This window comes from Sinorhizobium sp. P24N7 (genome assembly GCF_042436655.1).
GTDB classification, from domain to species: domain Bacteria; phylum Pseudomonadota; class Alphaproteobacteria; order Rhizobiales; family Rhizobiaceae; genus Sinorhizobium; species Sinorhizobium meliloti_A.
Genome location: NZ_JBHMIW010000019.1, coordinates 103,339 through 123,481, shown reverse-complemented (window position 1 = coordinate 123,481; position 20,143 = coordinate 103,339). Strand labels below are relative to the sequence as shown.

Annotated in this window: 14 protein-coding genes; 3 read left to right on the top strand and 11 right to left on the bottom strand. The window is 62.6% G+C overall.

Annotated elements, in window-relative coordinates; all coding sequences use genetic code 11:
- The first annotated feature begins 8 nt into the window (after positions 1 to 8).
- Together ACFHWW_RS28340 and ACFHWW_RS28335 are read left to right on the top strand one after the other, a co-directional pair.
- A complete protein-coding gene (locus ACFHWW_RS28340; protein WP_379942439.1) occupies positions 9 to 1,160 on the top strand; it encodes a sensor histidine kinase in 1,152 nt (383 codons plus the stop codon).
- Positions 1,148 to 1,954: a LytR/AlgR family response regulator transcription factor gene (locus tag ACFHWW_RS28335; protein ID WP_379942437.1), complete on the top strand. Its 807-nt coding sequence runs from the start codon at positions 1,148 to 1,150 to the stop codon at positions 1,952 to 1,954. Before ACFHWW_RS28340 ends, ACFHWW_RS28335 begins: the two co-directional genes overlap by 13 nt.
- Before the next feature lie 38 nt (positions 1,955 to 1,992).
- On the opposite strand, the gene ACFHWW_RS28330 is transcribed toward ACFHWW_RS28335, so the two are convergent.
- The 9 genes from ACFHWW_RS28330 to ACFHWW_RS28290 all read right to left on the bottom strand — a co-directional run bounded on the left by ACFHWW_RS28330 (position 1,993) and on the right by ACFHWW_RS28290 (position 15,796).
- Positions 1,993 to 2,394 (bottom strand): hypothetical protein, encoded by a 402-nt coding sequence (locus tag ACFHWW_RS28330; RefSeq protein ID WP_379942435.1) that lies wholly within the window; start codon positions 2,392 to 2,394, stop codon positions 1,993 to 1,995.
- Between the two features lie 72 nt (positions 2,395 to 2,466).
- Positions 2,467 to 5,805 carry a M10 family metallopeptidase C-terminal domain-containing protein gene (locus tag ACFHWW_RS28325; protein ID WP_379942433.1) on the bottom strand — a complete coding sequence of 1,113 codons (3,339 nt, stop codon included), beginning with the start codon at positions 5,803 to 5,805 and terminating at the stop codon, positions 2,467 to 2,469.
- Positions 5,806 to 5,989: 184 nt separating this feature from the next.
- A complete protein-coding gene (locus ACFHWW_RS28320; RefSeq protein ID WP_379942431.1) occupies positions 5,990 to 8,032 on the bottom strand; it encodes a putative 2-aminoethylphosphonate ABC transporter permease subunit in 2,043 nt (680 codons plus the stop codon).
- Between the two features lie 5 nt (positions 8,033 to 8,037).
- Positions 8,038 to 9,201 (bottom strand): putative 2-aminoethylphosphonate ABC transporter ATP-binding protein, encoded by a 1,164-nt coding sequence (locus ACFHWW_RS28315; protein WP_379942429.1) that lies wholly within the window; start codon positions 9,199 to 9,201, stop codon positions 8,038 to 8,040.
- Positions 9,202 to 9,290: 89 nt separating this feature from the next.
- Positions 9,291 to 9,836, bottom strand: a complete 546-nt coding sequence (locus tag ACFHWW_RS28310) for a hypothetical protein (RefSeq protein WP_379942427.1) — start codon at positions 9,834 to 9,836, stop codon at positions 9,291 to 9,293.
- 234 nt (positions 9,837 to 10,070) lie between these two features.
- On the bottom strand, positions 10,071 to 11,528 hold the full coding sequence (phnY, locus tag ACFHWW_RS28305) for a phosphonoacetaldehyde dehydrogenase (protein ID WP_379942425.1): 1,458 nt from the start codon (positions 11,526 to 11,528) through the stop codon (positions 10,071 to 10,073).
- A complete protein-coding gene (gene phnA, locus ACFHWW_RS28300) occupies positions 11,525 to 12,799 on the bottom strand; it encodes a phosphonoacetate hydrolase (RefSeq protein WP_100670293.1) in 1,275 nt (424 codons plus the stop codon). Before phnA ends, phnY begins: the two co-directional genes overlap by 4 nt.
- 27 nt (positions 12,800 to 12,826) lie before the next feature.
- Positions 12,827 to 14,023, bottom strand: a complete 1,197-nt coding sequence (locus ACFHWW_RS28295) for a 2-aminoethylphosphonate--pyruvate transaminase (protein WP_379942422.1) — start codon at positions 14,021 to 14,023, stop codon at positions 12,827 to 12,829.
- A 102-nt stretch (positions 14,024 to 14,125) separates the two neighbouring features.
- Positions 14,126 to 15,796, bottom strand: a complete 1,671-nt coding sequence (locus ACFHWW_RS28290; RefSeq protein ID WP_379942420.1) for a Na/Pi cotransporter family protein — start codon at positions 15,794 to 15,796, stop codon at positions 14,126 to 14,128.
- 109 nt (positions 15,797 to 15,905) lie between these two features.
- On the opposite strand from ACFHWW_RS28290, the gene ACFHWW_RS28285 reads away from it, so the two are divergent.
- A complete protein-coding gene (locus ACFHWW_RS28285; protein WP_018098764.1) occupies positions 15,906 to 16,775 on the top strand; it encodes a LysR family transcriptional regulator in 870 nt (289 codons plus the stop codon).
- Between the two features lie 15 nt (positions 16,776 to 16,790).
- On the opposite strand, the gene ACFHWW_RS28280 is transcribed toward ACFHWW_RS28285, so the two are convergent.
- Both ACFHWW_RS28280 and ACFHWW_RS28275 read right to left on the bottom strand, forming a co-directional pair.
- A complete protein-coding gene (locus ACFHWW_RS28280) occupies positions 16,791 to 19,268 on the bottom strand; it encodes an FAD-dependent oxidoreductase (protein WP_379942418.1) in 2,478 nt (825 codons plus the stop codon).
- A 78-nt stretch (positions 19,269 to 19,346) separates the two neighbouring features.
- Positions 19,347 to 20,132, bottom strand: coding sequence for a DeoR/GlpR family DNA-binding transcription regulator (locus ACFHWW_RS28275; RefSeq protein WP_379942416.1), 786 nt, complete (start codon positions 20,130 to 20,132; stop codon positions 19,347 to 19,349).
- Positions 20,133 to 20,143: the final 11 nt, after the last annotated feature.

Genomic DNA, 20,143 nt, shown 5'->3' with positions numbered 1-20,143 from the left:
CAGCTTCGATGGTTGTCATTGCCGAGCCCGATCCTCGTCGCGAGCTGAGTGGAGGCCACATCGCGGATCCGAGCTCCGGGCGGAGCCGGACGACGCGAAAATTCGACAGGTCGGGCACTGTTCTGGTGGGTGCGCTCGGTTCGTTCTGGCGGGCGCAGACGGCCGGCTGGCTCTTCGGCGCGCTGTTTGCCGTCGTCAGCCGTATTCTCGCATTCGAGGACGTGGCGTTCGCGTTTGCATTGACCGCCGTTCTCGAGCCGCTCGGCTTCGCGCTCACCACCCTTGCTTACCGGGTATTTCGCCACCGGATCGGCGGCGTCACGCTGACGGTCGTCGCGGTCGCCCTGGCGCTCTCGATTGCCGGTGGCCTGCTGCAGATGCTGATCGCCAACGGAATAAAGGACATCCTGCAGCCGAACATCGATCCGGACTACGGCGCCAACGGCTCGGTGATCCCGGCGATCTACTATACCCTGATCTTTCTGGGATGGTCTCTTGCCTATCTCTGGATCAAGGCGGATGCCGACGCGAGAAAGCAACGGATCCGGCGCCACCGGGCCCGCGAGGAGGCGCTGCGGGCCGAGCTTCACCAGTTGCGCCTGCAACTCGATTCGCACTTCCTGTTCAACGTGCTGAACACCGTCGCGATGGAGATTCCCGAGGAGCCGGACACGGCCCTCGAGATGATCCACCGGATCACGGCCTATCTGCGCTACTTGCTCGAAAACCAGACGCGTCGCATCTGTCCGCTCTCAGACGAGATCGAAGCAATGCTCGCCTACGTCCGTATCCAGGAGCTGCGGTTCGAAGGCCGCCTCGATTTGGTGGTCGAGGTGGACCCCGCGGCCCGGTCGATCGCCGTGCCGCATCTCATTCTGCAGCCGCTGGTGGAGAATGCCGTGAAGCACGGACTGCGCTCGTCGGCCAGCCGTTTCGCGGTCGGCATCACCGTGGAGCGTCGAGACGCCGACCTCGTCATCGAGATCAGCAATCCCGGCAGGCTGGAAGCGGGCGAACGTGACCGCCCGGCCATCGGTCTCGCCAACATTCGCCGCCGGCTGGAACTGCACTATCCGCTCGGTCACGCATTGACACTGATCCAGGCCGGCGACAACGTGATCGCGCGACTGATGCTGAGGGGGAATGCATGCTTCGCGTGATGGTTGTCGACGACGAGCCGCCGGCCCGGCGAGGGCTGAAACGTCTGATCCAAGCGCACCCGGATGTCGAAGTCATCGGCGAAGCCGGTTCGCTGGACCAGGCGCAGCAACTGACGCATGCCCTGCGGCCAGATGCGATCTTCCTCGACATCGATCTTGGCGACGATAACGGATTCGGCCTGATCAAGCGGCTCGATCAGGTGCCGGCGATCGTCTTCGTGACCGGACACGGCACCTACGCGCCGCAGGCGTTCGACGTCGCAGCGCTGGATTTCCTGCTGAAGCCCGTGGAGCGGCAACGCCTTGCATTGACCCTGGACCGGCTGCGGCGCTATCGGCGCGCGCACGACCTTGACGGCAAGATCGAGGACACGGCAACAGCGCCGGTAGCCACGCCCGACAGGGCCACGCCCGACAGGAGACGCCTGCACATCAGGATGGCGGGCCAAACGGTCGTCCTGCCGACCGACGGGATCGCCATGCTCGCCGCCGAAGCGGACTTCACGCGCATCGTGATGGCGGATGGGCGGGACTATCTGGTGTGCCGGCTGCTCGGCCAATGCGGCGCAGACCTTCCGACGCCGCCATTCTTCCGCGTCAGCCGCTCCCTGATGATAAATCTGGATCGGGTGGTACGCGTGAGAACGCACGACAAAGGGCGCTCGCTCCTGTCGCTCGGGCGGTCCCTTGCGCCCATCATGCTCGGTCGAGTCGCCACCACGCGCTTGCGGCGTGCGCTCGACGGAGTCCAGCGAGTGAAAACTGTATCTGACGGGAATGACGCTCCCGCTTGACCGATCAGACCGGCGCCGTCGGAGACTGCTGCCAGCCTTCAATAAATGACTGCATTGAGTGTGACGTATACAGGCGAGCCCGCCTCCAGCCGTGTGCTGCCGCGCGCAATCAGCCAGCCGTCCGCACGCTCCAGACGCGCCACGATCCGCCGCGTCGGAGAAGCGGTCGCGCTTGCAGGCGACGGCAAGGAAAATGCTATCGACTTCGATTTTCCGTCGCTTTTGATGCGCGTTTGCGTGGCGCGACGCCGCGTCTCGTCCTGAATGGCAGGGTCGTCGAGATAAATCTCGAGATGACCTTCCGGGATGACCGCGCTGCCCTCGAAGGTGACTGCACCGCGGATATCCGTCGATTGCGCGGCGACCGGCCCGGCGACGGCGACGACGGCGGCAGCTCCGACGGTCAAGAGTACCGTACGGCGGTCGGTAGGGCGCTTCATCACACACTCTCCCTGGAAGCCCCGCGAAACGCGGCGCTGCGGATGGGGCGCCTGAGGCGCCCCATCCGTGCGTCAGATGATAATGAAGTCGGAGGCCGAAAGCCTCAGATTTGTGCTCAGCTGCGCAAACTGAATGGCTGCAACGTCTCCACCGCCATCGGCGTCATAGGACAAGGCGCCGCTGTCCGTGTCGTATATGATGCGGTCGTCTGCGTCATGGGCGACACCTCCCGCGCTTCCGTAAAATGCGCCCAAGGCGAGAGTGCCTTCGCCACCCACGCTTTCGAAAACGAGGTTGTCCAGCAGGATCGTGTCGTCGATGACATCGAAGTCCTTGATCCAGTCGAAATTGCCGTTCCCAAGCGCCGTCGAGAAGCGGAATGTATCCTCTCCCGCGCCGCCGGCGAGCATGTCGGCCGCCAGTCCGCCATCCAGCAGATCGCTGCCTGCGCCGCCGATCAGGGTGTCCGATCCCGCGACGCCCGGCTGGGCCGGAGCCGGAGGGAACTCGACCGACACATTGAGCTCGTATGACGAGCCTGCCGGCACGGCTTCTGCCCAGCCGTCGCCCGGCGCCGTGGGCGACCAGCTGCCTTCCAGTATGTAATAGGTTCCGGTCTCCTGAGCCACGAATACCAGGCTCGAATCCCGGTTGCTGGCAGAGCCCGGATCGCCGCCGCCGTCATCGTTCTGAGCGACGATGTTGCCGGCGCTGTCGAGCAGCCTGACCCAACTGTCATGGACGTTCGGATCGGCGATTCCGTCGATGTCGATCGTAATCACCGTACCGGCCGCCAGATCGATCTTGTAGTATCCGCCCTGGCCGTTGCCGGTGGCGTTGACGGTCGTATGAAGGACGGTGGTCGAGTCGAAGATATCGGGGTCGCTGGTCAGGGAGAAGTTGTCGGAGATGTCGAACGCGGCCGCGATCGAATTGTTCGTCGCGTCCGGTCCGAGCGTCGCGTAGCCGGTTCCCATACCCGGGCGTGGCGGCGCGTCCCCCTGATAGGCAAAATCGCCGAGCAGGGTGTCGTCGCCGCGGCCGCCGTCGATCGTGTCGTTGCCGCCCTGGCCGGTCAACACGTTGGCCGCACCATTGCCGGTCAGCCGGTCATTGAACCCCGATCCTGCGAGATTCTCGATGGAGATATACGTGTCTCCGCCGGACCTGCCTCCAGTGAGACTGAGCCTGACGCCGCTCGCCGCATCGGCGTAGTCTGCCGTGTCTCTGCCGGCGCCGCCGTTCAATCTGTCGGCGCCGCCGCCGCCGGTCAGCGTGTCGTCGCCAGCACCGCCGGCGAGATCGTTGGCCTGCGCATTGCCGATGAGATGATCGTCAAAGGACGAGCCGACGGCATTTTCGAACCCGACCAGCATATCGTGCCGGATAACCGCGCCTCGCCCGACGATCTGCACCGGCCCATCACCGTCGCCGCCGCTGGCAGTGCCATTGGCAAGATCGATGGTGACGCCGTCAGGGCTACCCGCATAGACGACCGTGTCGATACCGGAACCACCATCCAGATAGTCCTGACCGGCGCCGCCGATGATCGTATCATTGCCGGCCTCGCCATACAGGATGTCGCCATCGTTGCCGCCATCCAGGGTGTCGTTGCCGCCGCCGCCATTGAAGTAATCTCCGCCGCCCTGGCCCCAGAAGTGATTTGCGGCGGATGTGCCGATGAAGCGGTCGATGCGGTCATCGGAACCGATCAGGTTTTCGATGCTGTAGAAAGTGTCGCCCGAGGCGGTGCCGCCGCTGGCGACGTTCGTGGCAAGATTGACGAGCAGCTGAAACGGACTTTCCCTGCTGAAATCGACGGTATCGATCCCCGCGCCGCCCCTGAATATATCGACTCCGTCCTGGCCGGTTAGCGTATCGTCGCCGGCGCCGCCGTCGAGAATGTCATTGCCCTGGCCGCCGAGGATCGTGTCGTTGCCGGCCCCGCCGTAGAGCGTATCGTTGCCGTCATCGCTCTCGGTCTGGTCTTCGAGGTCTTCGACGTCGATCGTATTGTTGATGTCGCGGCTGGCAAGCGAGTCGCGGCCCCCGATAATCAGGTCGTCACCTCCCTGACCAAAGATCGTGTCGTCGCCGGCGCCTCCGTCGAGGGTATCGTTTCCGCTGCCGCCGAAAATGATGCTTGTCATCGTGTTGTCGCCGACGCTGGGCGGCGACGCGCCGCCGCCGCCAGGCTGCGTCGTCGACTCGTCGGCATAGATGATGTTTTCGACGTTGGCGATTTTCCTGATTTTCAGGTTCCTGGACAGGAGGATGACGGTGTCGTTGCCGCCGTTGGCCTCCTCACGAACGATGTCGTCAAGTGAATCGACGAAGTAAGTATCGTCGCCGCCATTGCCGGCCATGCGGTCGCCACCGCCGCGGCCATCGAGCGTGTTGGCGCCGTCATTGCCGATCAGTATGTCGTCGAAGCTGCTGCCGATGCCGTTCTCGATGTAATAATCAGTCCCATCCGCATTGTGGCCGGCGAAAATCGACACGTTGTTGCTGTGACCGTTGACGCTGGAGAACTGACCGGCACGCAAGTCGAGGATCGTACCCGCGGTCGAGCCGGAGAAGTCGATCGTGTCGGTTCCGCCGGTGTCGTGGATCGCAAAGCCGATGTCATGCTGCATGCCCGAGGAGGTCAACTGATAGCCGTATTGCGTGCTCCCGAAGCCGTAGACGTTGTCCCCCGTGTTGAGCTCGATGTGCTGATAAGTGCGCACTCCGTTCTCGTCCACGGTCGAGAAAAAGCGGCGGATGACCGCCTCGATGTCGGCCATGAGGGGCGTCGAGGCAGACCAGCGGCTGGTTTCCCCGACATCGATCCCGTCGAAATAGGACATTACGCTGTATTGCTGGCGATCATAAGTCCAGGTCGCATTGTTCAGATAGTTGATCTGCACGCCGCCGGGACCGCTGTAATTGTAAAGTCCGGGATGGTTCAGTCCGAATTCATGGCCGAACTCATGGATGAAGGAATCGAAGACATAGCCGCCGATGTCCGTCTTATTGGGTTCCGTGTCGTGGAAACGCTGCCCGATGCTGACATAGCGGTTGCTCGAATAGGCGCTGCCATCGTCCTCCTCGCCGAGCTCGGGGCTGACGACCTCCATCCAGTCCGTCGTGCTGTCGAACGGTGCGTCGTCGACGATCTCGAATTTTAGAGGGGTGACGGACGCCCACATCTGCAACGCGCCGATCGCGGCGGCTTTGTATTCGGGGTGATCGTTGAGCTCGTAAACGTTGATCCTCAGCGTTCCCGCAGCCAGTTCCGGCGTCAGACTGCGGGGCAATGCCCCAAGGTAGTCGAGAAAGGACTCATAGTCCTCGCTCTTGCCATAAGGGTTATCCGGCGTCTGATCGTTGATCCACCAATTGTCGCTGGTCTGGCTAGGGTTCGGCATCTTAAGCTTCCCTCTCTGACGATTGTGCGCATTTACGGCTTTGCCGTTCTGCAGCTGCCAATTTTCCACCCCGCACGCTTGGCGTGCGCCTGCCCGTCAGCCCCACCTGAAATAATGAGATTGGAAACGTCGACTTGTCACCCCCACAAAGCCGGGGGTGACGTCACCTTAGCCGGCGCGGCGGTCAGTGCGGAGCGGTGGCCGCTGCACTCTGCGATACACGCCGCCAGCCCTGTGTGCGGGCAAGAAGAAGCCGCGATACAAACGCATGAAGAAGTTTTGCCGCCACATTGGTGTAGAAGATCATCATGCCCATCGCGGCCGCGGGCGCTATGTCGCCCGCGTCATCCATGTTCAGGATGGCAACAGAGGCGAGCTTGGTGTCCGTGGCATAGAGGAACACGACTGCCGAGACCGTCGTCATGGCGTTGACGAAGAGATAGATCGCGATCTCCAGCACGGCAGGAAGGCAAACCGGCAGTGTGACCCGGAAGAAGAGCTTGTAGAAAGGTATCTTCAGAGAACCCGCCACTGCCTCGAACTCCGGATCCAACTGCTTCAGCGCAGTGAGCGCCGTCAGATGGGCGACGGTGTAGAAATGCGTGACCGTGCACAGCACCAGAATGGTCATCGTGCCGTAGATGCCGTGAAGCGGGTTTGCGGCATTGTTGAAGAAGAAGATATAGGCAAGACCCAGCACCATGCCCGGCACGGCCATCGGGAGCATTGCGAGCATATGAAAGGTCGCCCGGCCGAGCCCGAAGCCCTTGGTCTTTTCGACCATGTAGGCGCCGGTGAACACGATCAGCGAGCCGATCACAGCCGTCATGAGAGCGAGCCGGATCGAATTGTAATAGGCATCCCAGCCGCCGCCATCCATAAGGTCGAAGGCATAGTTGCGCAGCGACGGGCTGAGGTCGTATGGCCAGAATTTCACGACCGCCGCAACCTGGCACATGCCGATCATCCCGAGGACGAAGACCGCGACCAGAGAGCAGAATGCGAAACAAGCCGCATCGAAACCGCGCCGCGGCTTCGGCTCGTAGGGGACGGCGCGCGCGGAAAGCAAAGCCACCTGCCGGCGCTGCGTCATGCGATCGACGACGAAGGCCAGAAAGGCCGGAACGAGCAGAATGACCGACACGACGGCGCCCATTTCGAAATTCTGCTGACCGATCACCTGCTTGTAGATGTCGACGGCCAGCATGCCATATTGCCCGCCGATCACCTTGGGCAGGCCGAAATCGGTTATGACCAGCGTTAAGACCACGAAAGCCGCGGAGATCAGGCCGTACCGCGCACCGGGCACGGTCACCGTCCAGAAGGTCCGCCACTTGCTTGCGCGAAGCGATGTCGCCGCCTCGTAGTGACGGGCATCGGCGACCGAGAGAGCCGTCGATATGATCAGAAAGGCGTGCGGCAGCGTGAAAAATACCGAGCCCACGACGATTCCGAGCGGGCCATAGATCGAATGGCCGAACAACAGATCCTTAAAGACGCCCTGATTTCCGAACAGGTACACGAGCGCGATGCCCGGCAAGAGAGACGGAACCAGGATCGGGATCGTGACGATGAGCTTGAACAGCCCCTTCCCCGGCATCCGGCTCCTGTTCAGGGCATAGGCGAGCCCGAAGGCGACGACGAGCGTGACTGCGGTGCTGATCAGCGCCATCGTCACCGAATTCCTGATCGAACGGACGAGCGAAGGCGTTGAGAAATACTCGGCGAAGTTGGAAACTCCGATCGAGCGCGAGGGCCGCAGCATTACCCTGCGGAAATTGTTGCTGTCATATTCCTGCCACTCGGTACCGCGCACCAGCTGCGAACCGGCAAGAAAGTGCGCCTCGTCGCTCGTGCCGCGGATGCGATATCTGACCGGGCTGCGGAAGCTGAAATCCGAGAAGAGCTTCGCAGCCTGCAGCCGACCATCGGCGCTGGCCTTGAGCTCGCTTTCCGGGAAGGCGGCGACGGCGGCATTGAGCGCCGCAGCGGTAACGGCATCGCTCCACACCTGCCCGCTTTGGTCGCTCACTTGGAACTCGAACTGGCGGAGATCGAACGTGTAGGTGGAGAACGATTTCGACAGCATCACGAAGAGCGGTAGTGCAAGAGCGACGACCAGATAGATGCCGACGACGAGCATGACTGCGCGTTTGAGCCTGTCGTCGCCGGAAATCTGCTGGCGAACGGCTCGGCCGGGCGGAAGGAAATCGACAGCAAGCGTCATTCGCGTCAGGCCTTTGCAAAAAGGAGCAGGCGTTCCTGCGGGATTTCGACCTGGATGGCGCTGCCGATCTCGATGCTCAGGCGGCGAACCGCGTTTGTCGAGAAATCCGCGACGAGCGCCTTCTCTTTCAGGCGCGGGGCTGAGAGCCGTGTGCGCCAGAACATGCCGAGAAACTCCATATCCTCCACATGGGCGTCGATGAGATTGTCCGCATTGCCGACGGCATCGAGCCCGGTCGCCCGATGGGCGGCGGCGCCGTGCGGGATGATATCGGCTGGACGGACAGCGGCTACGACCGCCGAACCCGGCGGTAACCGATGCTCGGCACAGGCAAATCGCGTGTGACCGATTTCGACTTGCGCGCCCTTCCCGACCGTTGCGGGGAACTGGTTGGTCTCGCCGATGAAGTCGGCGACGAAGAGTGTCCTCGGGTGGCGATAGATCTCGGTTGGCGTACCGACCTGTTCGATGCCGCCATGATTCATGACGACGATCCGGTCTGCCATGGAGAGCGCCTCTTCCTGATCGTGCGTGACCATGATCGTGGTGACGCCGAGCTTGCGCTGCAGCTCCTTGATCTCGTGTCTCAGATGCACGCGCACCTTGGCGTCGAGCGCCGACAGAGGCTCATCGAGAAGCAGCAGGCCCGGCGAGATCGCCATGGCGCGGGCAAGTGCCACGCGCTGCTGCTGTCCGCCGGATAGCTGGGCCGGATACTTCCGGCCCTGGCTGCCCAAGCCGACGAGTTCCAGAAGCTCAGCGACGCGTGAGGCGATTTCGTGCCGCGGGCGGCCGATATTCTCGAGCCCGAAGGCGATGTTCTTCTCGATGGTCAGATTCGGGAAGAGCGCATAGGACTGAAAGACGATACCATAGTCCCGCTGCGCCGGCGGCAGCCTGGAAATATCCTGCCCGCCTTGCCAAATGGTGCCCCGCGACTGGATGTCGAGGCCGGCGATGGCCCTCAGAAGCGTGGTCTTTCCGCAGCCGGAAGGTCCGAGGAAACAGATGAATTCGCCCTCCTTCACCTGAAGGTCGATGTCGCGCAGCGCGACGAAATCGCCATAGGCCTTCCAGAGGCCGCCGATTTCGAGGAATGGCCGTCTTTCGATCTGACGGGTAGCGGAGGCGGGCATGGCCGGCTCCGCGGGGGCTGTTGCATGTTTCATCCGCAAGCTCCTGAGCAATAGGCATTCGATGAGGCTTGACGGGAACGCCCCTGGCTAAGCGCCGAACGTTCCCGTGAGATGCATGCGGATCAGGACTTGGGCTCGGATTTCGCGTCGTAGCGCTTCTGCCATTCCTTCAGAATGCGAGCGCGATTGTTTGCGGCCCACTCGAAGTCGTTCTCGATCATCTTGTCGGCGACGTTGTCGGGAAGATTTTCGATCGGCTTGGCGACGCCGGGATAAGCCACGACGGCATAGCCGACATTGTACATCTCGTTGGCTTCCTTGCTGACCGACCAGTCGACCAGCGTTTTCGCTGCCTCGAGATTGGCCGTCCCGGCGATGATCGCCGTGGCCTCGGCTTCCCAGCCCGATCCTTCGGAAGGAAAGATGATGTCGATGGGCGCGCCCGACGTCTTGGCCTTGGCACCCGGGAATTCGAAGGATACGCCGATGACGGTTTCGCCTGATGCCGCCATCTTGATGTCGGGGTGGGCCTTTTCGAATGTCTCCTTGTAACGGTCGAGGTCGACCGCTTCGATGGACGTGTAGACGGTGAGCTCCGTCTCGGCATAGGCGGAAGATGTGAGGATGAGGGCAGTCGCTGCGCCCAGGAAAATCTTTGAAAACGGCATGCTAATTCCCCTTTTTGTTGGCATTCGAATTGGCAAGCTCTTGTGGCGGTATCGGCGACTTGCGCGCCTGGAAATCCGCCCTGCCTGGGAAATCTGCGGGGGATGGATCGATAAGTAAAATCTATTTATTTTATATAAGTATTGTCTCAGCTTATATAACTTCCCGTAGGTTCTCGAAATGGAAAGAGCGGCCATCGGGCCGCTCCTTCCGCTGCTACTTGGGGGCAGACTGTCTTACGGCCAGGGCAGCGAGAAGGTCTTGACGTTGGTGAAGCTTTTCATCGCCTCGATCACGCCTTCCTTGTAGCCGTTTCCGGAGTCCTTGATGCCGCCGAAGGGCGACATTTCAATCCGATAGCCGGGCACTTCCCATATGTTGACCGTTCCGACCTTCAGACCGGCTATGTATTTCTGCATCCGGCGGTAATCATTGGTGCAGACGCCGGAGGAGAGGCCGAAGGCCGTGGAGTTCGACAGGGCGATCGTTGCCTCGTCGTCGTCGGGAACCCGCACGATCGGTATGATGGGACCGAAGGTCTCCTCCAGCACGAGGTCCGACTGGTGCGGCACCCGATCGACGACGATCGGCGGCAGGAGCGCGCCACTTCTCCCGGGATGGTAGAGAATGTCGGCTCCCGCCTCCGCCGCACGCATCACTCTCTCTTCGAAAAGTGCCGCCGCCTTTTCGTGAATGACGGTCCCGAGATCGGTAGAGCGGTCCATCGGATCCCCGAAACGCAAGCGCTTCGCCCGTTCGAGAACCATCGGCACGAAACGGTCCGCGACGCTCTCCTGGCAGAGAATGCGTTTGACCGCCGTGCAGCGCTGGCCGGAATTCTTCGTGGCTCCGGCGACCGCAAGCTCGGCCGCCCTGGCGAGGTCGTCGTCGGACAGGTCGTTGAGGATGATCAACGGGTCGTTGCCGCCGAGTTCGAGTACCTGGCGCTTGTAGTGCGCGTTGGCGGCGATCAATTTCCCGACAGGAACGCTGCCCGTGAAGGTGACGAGATCGACATGCGGATTGGTGATCATTTCCATGCCGATATCGGCGGGCCAACCGGTGACGACGGAAAGCATTTCCGGCGGCAGACCGGCCTCGTAAAGAATGTCGGCGAGCAGCAGCGCCGTCATCGGCGTGAGCTCGGTCGGCTTCACCACCACGCAGTTATTGGTCGCAATCGCCGGCGCGACCTTGTGCGCCACCATGTTCAACGGGTGATTGAACGGGGTGATCGCCGAAATTGCGGTCAGGGGTTCGCGCATCGTAAAAATCTTGCGCGCCTTCCCGTGGGGCGTGAGGTCGCAGGAGAAGATCTCGCCGTCGTCGCGGATGCACATCTGGCCAGCAAGCGTAAAGACGTCGAAGGCGCGCCCGACTTCATAGAGCGAGTCAGCCTTCGAGATGCCGAGTTCCAGCGTGATGACGTCGGAAATCTCCTCCTTGCGGGCGGCCAGCGCCTCGGCGGTCGCCAGCAGGATTTTCTGCCGCTCGTAGCGCGTGAGCTTCGGCTGATAGACGGCCGCGATCGCAAAGGCTTCTCTTGCGTGTTCGGCGCGGCCGGCGGGTACGGTGCCGACGACAGTGTCGTTCCAGGGATAGCGGACTTCTATGCGATCGTCCGTGTCGATAAGGCGCCCGGCTATGCGCATCGGTTCGTGGCGCACTGCGATTGTGACCTCCGCCTTCGTCATAGCGCGCCCTCCGCACCGGCCTCGGCCGCCGCCGTGACCGCGTAGAAAAACGCATCGAAGTTGCGAAGACGGGGCGCGTTCGGGAGTTCGGGCAGCCCGCGGTTGACGATGAAGGGAACCTCCTGCTCGGTCAGCCCTCCATGGGAGCGCAACGGTTCGTCGAGTGCGGCCAGGTCGTGCCGGTGCTCGCTGGTGCCGAGCGTCTTGTTTTCGGATGAAACGAGGACGATGTCGCCGATGCGGTCTTCCGGCAGCTCGAAGCGCCGGCACGCCTCCGAGCGGTCGAGCACGACGTCGATGCCTTGGATCGCTTTCAGCCTTGCCATGATCTCGCCGCGGTCGCATCCGTCCGGAAGATAGGCGGTGGCAAAGGACCCGAGCGCGCCGTGATGCACGACATAGGGGTCGGTGATCGGCAGGATGACGCGGGCCGCATCCTTGCCGAGCCATTCGTCGAGCAGGTCCTGAACATAGATGACGTCGGGTGAGCCGTCCGCCTTGTGCTTCGGCTTCATGCCGTGATCGGCAGTGACGACGATGGCTGCTCCGAGCCCGTCCAGTTCGGCGAGATACCGGTCGAACATTTCGTAGAAGGAATTGGCTTCGGGAACGCCGGGGGCATATTTATGCTGAACATAGTCGGTCGTCGTCAGATACATGATGTCGGGGCGAAACTCCCTGAGCAGCTTGACGCCCGCAGCGAAGACGAATTCCGAAAGTGCTGCCGAATAGACCTCGGGAACCGGCCGGCCGAGCCAGGCGGAAGCATTGTCGATCCCGTGCTCCGCGCGGGTCGCCTTGTCCGATTTTTCGGACGAGAAGCAGACGGCGCGCTCTTCGTCGAAACGGAGCCCTTTTCCCAGCAGCGCCCGCAGCTTGTCCTTCGCCGTGACGACCGCGACCCGGGCACCTGCATCATAGAAGGCCTGGAAAATGGTGGGCGCGCGCAGGAACTTCGGATCGTTCATCATCACCTCTTCGCCCGTCGACGGCTCATAGAGGTAGTTCCCGCAAATCCCGTGGACCGCCGGCGGGCTGCCGGTTGCGATCGAGAGATTGTTGGGATTGGTAAAACTCGGGATGACGCTGTGCGCCAACCGCACGGCTCCCCGTTCCTTGATGCGCTTCAGCGCGGGCATCAGCCCGGCGTCGATCGCTGCATCGAGATAGGCGGGCTCGCATCCGTCGAGGCAGATCGCAATTGCTGGCACGCGGGGCCATGGATAGCGGCGGCCATTGACCGTCACCGAAATCTTGGACATCTGGTTCATCTGTTGTACTCCTGGAAGGGGGATCGGTCAGGCGGCGAGGCGGGCGCGCTCGGCGAGCGCGAGCGCCGGTGGGGTGGCGGTGTCGACGCCCATTTGCGCAAGGCTCTCGGCGGCGGCGGCAACCACCTTTTCCATCACCTGCGCGTCCATCTGGCCGATGCAGCCGATCCGGAAGCTGTCGACGACGGTGAGCTTGCCGGGATAGATGATGAAGCCCCTCGCCTTCATCAATTCGTAGAAGCGCTCGAAATTGAAGTTCGGATGGGCGGGGCTGAAGAAGGTCACGATAATCGGCGAGAGCCACTCGTCGCCTAGCAGTGTCTCGAAGCCGAGCTGGCGCATGCCGGCGACCATGACGTCGCGGTTGTTCGCGTAGCGCGCGCCGCGTCCGGCAACGCCGCCTTCCTTGCGATGCAGCCGCAGCGCCTCGAGAAAGGCGGCGACGACATGGGTCGGCGGAGTAAAGCGCCATTGTCCCGTCTTGTTCATGTAGGCCCATTGCGCATGGACGTCGAGAGTCAAGGAATGGCTGCGATCCTTCGCAGCCTCCAGTTCCGACTTGCGCGCGATGACGAACCCGAAACCCGGAACGCCTTCGATGCATTTGTTGGCGGAGGAAACGATCGCCTCGTAGCGGAAGTCATCGACACCGGCGGGCACAGCGCCGAAGGCGCTCATGCTGTCGACCAGCAGCTTGCGGCCGCGGCTGTAGACTGCCTCGGAAATTTCCTTGAGAGGATTGAGAATGCCCGAGCTCGTCTCGCAATGGACGACCACGACATGGGTGATTGCCGGATCTGCGTCGAGAGCGGCCGCCACCTCGCTGCCGCGCGGGGGCATATAGTCGCCCTTGTCGATCGAGACATGCGTGCGGCCGAGATATTTGAGCGTCTGGCCGATGCGCTGACCGTAGGCCCCGTTCATCAGCACCAGAACCTTGCCGTCGCGAGGAATGAAGCTGCCGAGCATGGCTTCCACCGAGAAGGAGCCGCTCCCCTGCATGGGGACGCAGTCGTATTCGCCGCTTTCGTCTCCCGCAATAGCAAGCAGTTCGCGACGCAGCTCGGCCGTCATGCCCCGGAAGTCGCCGTCCCAGGACCCCCAGTCGCGCAGCATCGCCTCCTTTACGGAAAAGGCGGTGGTCAACGGCCCAGGCGTCAGCAGGTACGGCTCGCCCAATCTCGGCGCTTCGAGAACTTCATTCGTCTTTGCATCTGCGGGCATCTCGTTTCTCTCCTTTGAGAACTGCCGGGACATGGGCGAGGATGGCGATCCCATATGTATCTGTAAAATCGATATTTCATATCCATTCATAGATTTGGCTTATCATCCTTTCACAAGCGCAAGACGGCTCTCGAGCAGATCCCCTCGCTGTTTCAGGATTGGATAGGCGAGTGTGGCGAGAAGGGAGTTCACCTCCTTGAGCGCCCGTGCGACTTCGAGGTGCATGTTGCTGGACTCGACGCTTTCCGGGCGCCCTGCCCGCAATCGCGCCAGATGCCGTTCGTGACTTTCCCGTACGAGCGCGCGTACCCGCTCCTTCTCCCGAACGAGCTTTCGCGCCATCGCCGGGTCGTCCGACACCAGCAGGTTGAAAGCGAGACGCATGTTGTCGCGCACGCTGGCGTGAAGCACCTTGAGCTCGGTCCAGCCCTCGTCGGAGAACTTGTTGCCGTTCTCCAGCTTGTCGCGGGCGATTTCGACCAGGGTCTTGGACACGATGTCGCCGGCATGTTCGAGATTGATGGCGATGTCGATGAGTTCTACACCCCGCCGCGACTGACGCTCATCGAGCACGCCGCGATGGATTGCTGCGAGATAGAGCTTGATGTCGCGGTGGGCGCGATTGACATATCCGTCGAGCCGGCGGATTTCCTCGATCTTCGCCGGGCTCGGATGCTCCAGGAGCTCCATCACCGGACAGAGCATCCGCTCGACCACCTCGCCCATGAACAGCACCTCGCGCGTCGCGGCGGCGAGGGCCGTGTCGGGGCTGTCGAGCAGAGTCCGGTCCAGCGCGCTGATTCTCCGGGCAAGCGTGTCGCCGTCTTCGGAGCTCTTGAGATCCGATTTGATGAGAGAAGTAACGGCGCCGGCGGCAAGCTGCGAAAGCGGCAGGCAAAAGATCGCGAGGCAGGCGTTGAAGGCCAGATGAAAATGGACGAGCTGCTCCGCCGGAGTTGCGCCAAGATGTCGAAGTTCTGCCGACAAGGGGCCGATCGCCGGCAAGGCAATCAAGGCGCCGGAGGCCCGGAAGAGGAGATTGCCGGCCGCGACGCGCCGCGCCTCGGCTGAAAACCCGCGCGTCAGCCACATGGCAATCAACCCGCTGCCGAGATTGGCGCCGAGAATCAGCGGCAGGCCTGCCTCGACGGGCAGAAGCCCCTGTGCGGCGAAACCCAGGATGAGGATCAGGACCGCGACGCTCGAATGCACGATCCAGGTGAAGAGCATCGCCGCCGCGAAGGCCGTCACATGGTCCTCCGCGAGATAGCCGACGATGGCGGGCAACACGTCGCTCTGTTTCAACGGCAAGGTCGCCTCGCCGATCAGCTTCAGCGACATGAGGACGAAGCCGATGCCGAGCAGCATGCGGCCGAGCTCGCGGGGCTTGTCGCTTCTGCCCTTCAGGTAAAGCAGTCCGCCGGCCGCAAGCAGGAGCGGCGACAGCCAGCCCAGGTCGAAGGAGAGAACGCGAACCACCAGCGCCGAGCCGAAATCCGCTCCCAGCAGAACGGCAAGGCTGGTGTTCAGCGTAAGATAGCCGCTTGCCGAAAGACCGGAGGCGAGCATCGCCACGGCGGTCGAGCTCTGCAGCAGGACCGCAAGGACCGTGCCGCTTGCGGCGGCGTAGATGCGGCGCTTCCCTCCCCTCGCCAGCACACGCTTCAACGACGTGCCATAGGCGTTCTCGACGCCGCTGCGGACGAGATGCACCGCGTAGAGCAGCAGCACGGTCGCGCCGGCCAGATGCAGCGAGAGAGTAACGAGAGCCATCTTCAATCTCTCCGGAATATCGATCCGAAGACCGTCACTTTTCCCTTTACATAAATCAAATCGTTCGTTTCTATCGTTTGATCAGGTCAGCTTATGATTGGGAGAGGCCATGCGGTACGTCCAGCTTCGCGCGTTCCACAATGTTGCGGTTTGTGGAGGCTTCTCCCGTGCAGCAGAGGCGCTGTTCCTCACGCAGCCGGCCGTGTCTGATCAGGTCCGCAAACTGGAAGAGGAATATGACGTGCTCCTCTTCAACCGGAACAAGAAGCAGGTGACGCTCACCCAGGCCGGTCACCAGCTGTTGGAGATCACCCGACGCATGTTCGACACCGAGCAGCAGGCGCTCGATCTGCTATCGGAATCGCGCGCATTGCGGGCCGGCACGCTTCGCATCGTCGCCGACGCCGCCCACCATCTGCTTCACATCCTTGCGGCCTTTCGTCAGAAATATCCGTCGGTTCAGATCTCGCTCAGGGCCGGCAACACGGAAACGGTCATCACCAGCCTCTATTCCTACGAGGCCGACATCGGCGTGCTCGGCGAGGTTCCCGAGAGCCGTGAGTTCGACATCGTCAAGCTGAACTCGACGCCGATCATCGCTTTCGCGTCGAGCGAACATCCGATCGCCCGGCGAAGCACCGTCAGCCTCGAGGAACTCTCGGGCCAGCCGCTGGTGATGCGGGAACGCGGTTCGAAGACGCGGCAGAAGCTCGAGGATTTCGCGGCCGCCGCAGGCGTCACCCTGAAGCCGGCCATCGAAGCGGAGGGCCGCGAGGCCGTGCGGGAGATCGTCGCGGCCGGTGCCGGGGTGGGCTTCGTCTCAGCCGCGGAATTCGGCCGGGATGGACGTCTCGCGCCGATCGAGATCGTCGGCGCCGAAATGCTGATGGACGAGGCATTGATCTGCCTGAAGGAGCGCAGCGGCGGAAAGCTCGTGCGCGCCTTCTTCGAAATTGCCCGTTCGCTGGCGGAGAGGTGAATGGAGCTGCCCGCTTCAGGCGGCGGCTCGCGGCTCCCCGGCATCCGCCCGCACGCGTTCTGACTTCGGATCGTAGGGGCACTTCAGGTGAGCGGTCGCCGGGTGACGCTCACCGGCAAGGTCGATCTCGAAACTCCCGCTTGCGATGAACTCGCGGTCGACCCCTTCTCCATGTTCTATGAGGCCGAGCGCAACGGAACGTCCAAGCGTGTGGCCATAGGCGGCTGAGCGGACTTCGCCGACAGGTTTGCCGTCACGCAGGATGAGTTCCCCGCCCCAAAGCATCGGCTCGGGATCATCCAAGGTGAACTGCACGATGCGTCTGACGGGGGCGCCGACCTGCTTTGCCCGGATCAAAGCCTCGCGGCCGATGAATCCGCCCGGCTTGTCGAACGATACGGCGAAGGCGAGCCCCGCTTCGTGGGGATTGATGTCAGGCGTCAGTTCGCGGCTCCAGGCGCGAAAGCCTTTCTCGATACGGAGCGCCTCGAGAGCGTAATAGCCGCAATCGACGAGCCCGAGATCGCGCCCCGCCTGGTGCAATGCCTCGTAAACGCCCACGGCAAATTCACTGGGCACGATCAGTTCCCAGCCGAGTTCGCCGACATAGGTCATTCGGTTGGCGTAGGCCGTCCCATAGCCGATGTCGATCTCGCGGATGGTCGCAAAGGGAAAGCCTGCATTCGAGAGGTCGGCGGACGTGATCCGCCCGAGTATGTCGCGTGCGTTCGGTCCCATCAGGGCCAGCACCGCGTAAGCCGAGGTCACGTCGGTGAGGGTGACGTGGGCGTCCGGTGAGGTGTTCCTGCGGATCCAGTCGGCGTCGTGCACCGCCTGCGCGGATCCGGTGACGATGAGGAACCGGTCGACGGCGAGCCGCATCACCGTCAGGTCGCTTTCATAGCCGCCCCGTTCGTTGAGCATGCCCGTATAGACCGACCGGCCGACCTCGACATCGACGTCCGCGGCGCAGATGCGGTTGAGCGCCTTCGCTGCGTCGGGCCCCTGCACGAGAAATTTGGCAAATGAAGTTTGATCAAATATCCCAGCAGCTTGTCGCGCTGCGTTCATCTCTCGCTTTACCGCCTCATGCCAGTTCTGCCGACCGAAGGCATAGTCCGTTTCCGGTATTTGGCCTGCTTCGGCAAACCAGTTCGCGCGCTCCCAGCCCATCTTCGAGCCGAAGCATGCACCCTTGGAGGCAAGCCGGTCGTAGAGCGGCGAGCGCCGGAAGGGTCGCGCTGTGTGCAGCTCGCGGTTGGGCCATGGCATGGCATAGTGCAGTCCGAGCGTTTCCTTCACCCGGTCGTGCAGCCAGCGCGGATTGTTGTTGAAGCTCGCGAAGCGGCGAATGTCGACCGGCCAGAGATCCATTGTCGGCGTACCGTTGACGATCCACTCGGCAAGAGCCCGCCCGGCGCCGCCGGCGCTGGCGATGCCCATGGAATTGAACCCGGCGCCTACATAGAAATTCCGCAGTTCCGGTGGCTCGCCGAGAATGAAATTATTGTCCGGCGTGAAGCTCTCCGGGCCATTGTAGAATTTTTTGACCTCGGCCGTTTCGAGCTGCGGCACGCGCACCAGCGCGTTCTGCATCAGGATCTCGAACTGGTCCCAGTCATCCGCAAGCAAGGCGAATTCGAAATCGTCCGGAATGCCGTTCATGCCCCAGGGCTTGGCTTCCGGTTCGAAGCCGCCCATGACGAGACCGCCGACTTCCTCCTTGAAATAGATGTAGCCGTCCGGGTCGCGCAGCACCGGCAGGTCGGGATGCACCCCCTCGATCTTTCCGGTGACGATATACATGTGCTCGGCCGAGTGCAGAGGGACCGTCACGCCGCACATCAGCCCGACCTTGCGCGCCCACTGGCCGGCGCAATTGACGACGATTTCAGCGGCGATATTCCCCCCATCGGTCTCGACGCCACGGACCGTCCCGTCCTTAACCGTGATGCCCGTCACGCGCACGCGCTCGATAATGCGGGCGCCGCGGTTGCGCGCCCCCTTCGCCAGCGACTGGGTGAGGTCCGTCGGATCGGCCTTGCCGTCTCCGGGAAGCCAGACGGCTCCTACGAGATCGTCCATCGCCATCACCGGCCAGAGATCGGCGGCTTCCCGCGGTGAGATCACCTCGACGGCAACCCCTTGCGCCCGCGCCGATGCTGCGGTCCGCTTCAGCACGGTCATGCGATCGGTCGTGCGCGCCACGGCGAGCGAGCCGCAATTCTTCCAGCCCGTCGCAAGGCCCGTCTCCGCCTCCAGCTCGCTGTAGAGCTGCGTCGAATATCGGATGAGGCCGGTCATGTTGGCATGGCTGCGCAACTGCCCGACAAGGCCGGCCGCGTGCCAGGTGGTTCCGCCGCTGAGTTGCCCCTGCTCCAGCAGGACCACGTCGGTCCAGCCGAGCTTTGTGAGATGATAGGCGACCGAGCAGCCTATGATGCCGCCGCCGATGATGACGACCCGCGCCTGTGTTGGAAATTCCTGCGCCATGAACCAACCTCCCAATGGACTGGAGTCAGCATAGCCAGGGATTCACAAAAAGCAACAATAATGCAACAAAATGCAACATTACGCGGTGGCGACGATGACGCGCGGGCCTTTTCGCTCGAGTGCTTCCGAGATCGTCGGGGGCGGCTGCCTATCCACGATCACACCGGTCGCCTGATGGAACCCGGGTATTCGAAGGGGAGTCAGCCGCCCGAATTTCGAACTGTCGAGGACGAAGTAGGCCTTGCCCGCCATGGCGATCATCCGAGAGCGCTGCTCGGCGCCGTTGCGGGTGAAGTCGGTAACCTCGCCGTCAGGAGAAAGCCCTCCCCCGCCGAGAAAGGCGATGTCCACTCGGAAGCGTCCTATTGCCTCCAGCGCGTCGAGGCCCACTGCCGCCTCCTCGGCAGGATCGATCTCGCCACCCAGCATATGCACCCGGACTTGCGGCTGGCGGCACATGTGCAGCGCGATGGCGAGGCCGGTGGTGCAGATGGTCAGATCACGCGGACCGCTCAATGCGTGCGCGACGGCGAGTGTCGTCGTGCCGGAGTCGAGAAAGACGACCATGCCGTCCTTCACCAATTCGGCCGCCCTCCGGCCAATCGCTGCCTTCGCGGCGGCGTTTTCCCCGCTTCGCAGGACCAGCGCCGGCTCGGTCGCTTCGAACAGCGTGGCGCCCCCATGCACGACATCGAGCTGGCCGCGATCGGCGAGCAACTTCATGTCCCGGCGGATCGTTTCGCGCGAGACGTCGAAATAGGCGGCAAGCTCGGCAATGCTCACCGAACCTTCGGAAACGACGCGCCTCAATATTTCTTCGTGGCGACGGGGCGCGAGCGCTCGGGTGTTCGGCAACTTGGACATGTGAACAATGT